This window comes from Actinomadura soli, from assembly GCF_005889715.1.
Taxonomy (GTDB): Bacteria; Actinomycetota; Actinomycetes; order Streptosporangiales; family Streptosporangiaceae; genus Spirillospora; species Spirillospora soli.
In genome coordinates this window covers 1-1,025 of the sequence record NZ_VCKW01000581.1, presented here as the reverse complement: position 1 = coordinate 1,025, position 1,025 = coordinate 1, and the positions used below count along the sequence as shown (strand labels likewise).

Annotated in this window: 2 protein-coding genes; both read right to left on the bottom strand. The window is 73.5% G+C overall.

The window, feature by feature from the left end; genetic code table 11:
• Position 1: 1 nt before the first annotated feature.
• Positions 2-334 (bottom strand): hypothetical protein, encoded by a 333-nt coding sequence (locus ETD83_RS41970; RefSeq protein WP_138650788.1) that lies wholly within the window; start codon positions 332-334, stop codon positions 2-4.
• A gap of 76 nt (positions 335-410) precedes the next feature.
• The gene (locus tag ETD83_RS41965) at positions 411-713 is read right to left on the bottom strand and encodes a hypothetical protein (RefSeq protein ID WP_138650787.1); all 303 of its coding nucleotides are present in this window, start codon (positions 711-713) and stop codon (positions 411-413) included.
• Positions 714-1,025: the final 312 nt, after the last annotated feature.

The window sequence follows — 1,025 nt, the reverse complement described above, 5'->3', positions numbered from 1 at the left end:
GTCAGGCGCCGCGGCGGGGGGCACCGATGATCCGGATGCCGCGGGCGGCGATGGTGCGGGCGTCTTCGAAGTAGTCGGCGAAGTTGACGGCCGCGCCGCGGGCGGCGTGTTCGGCGTCGGTGAGGTTGTCGGCCAGGTGCTCGAATTGCAGCGTGATCGCGGGGGGCATGCCCCGGCGGGTCAGCTCGTCGGTCCAGGCATCGACCGCGTCGGCCAGCCCGCCCATCAGGGCGGCGATGGCCAGGCTGGTGGCGATGAACTCGCCGTCGGTGTCGGGGGCGTCGAACTCCACGACGAAGCGGCCGGGATGCCGGCCGCGGGGACGCGGAAGCATCCTCGGACTCCTCTTCTGGTGGTACGGGCTCGGGCAGGGTGTCGAGGGCAGGTGTCGAGGGCAGAGGTGCCGGGGCCTATTCGGGGTCGTCGCCGGTGAACTCGATCCCGGCGGCGGCGATCTCGCGGGCCTCGGCGAACCAGTTCTCGAACAACAGCGTGGCCAGCGCCGTGCACGCGGCCCCGTCCACCAGCCCCTCATGCACGTTCTCCAGCGGACCGGTCACGATCGGCGGCAGGCGGCGGGCGGCCAGTTCCTCGTTCCAGTCCTCCACCGCCATCCCGATGCCGCGCAGCATCTGCTGCAGGTCGGCGCACGCGTCCAGGAACTCCACATCGGTGTCGGGTGCCTCCAGGTTCAGCGGCACCGCAACCTGCATCCGGGGCCGCGCCCGGCGGCCCCGCGCACGGCCCTGGCCGCGGCCCCGACTGCCGTTCTGGCCGCGGCTGGTGGCCGGGCGGCGGTGACCGGCCGCTGCTCCGGCGGACTGCTGGCCGGGCGGCATCGGGATCGGTGACCGCGGCGCCGCCGGATGCGATCCGGGCGGCAACGGCAGCGGCGCCTGGCCACGTGGGTGGCCGCTGGGTAGCGGGGGCGCGTCCGCTGGCCGTTTGCCGCCCGAGGTGCTCCCACCCGGCGGTATGGGCTGGGACTGTGCGGGCTGGGGTCTGTCTCTTACAACAATACTGAT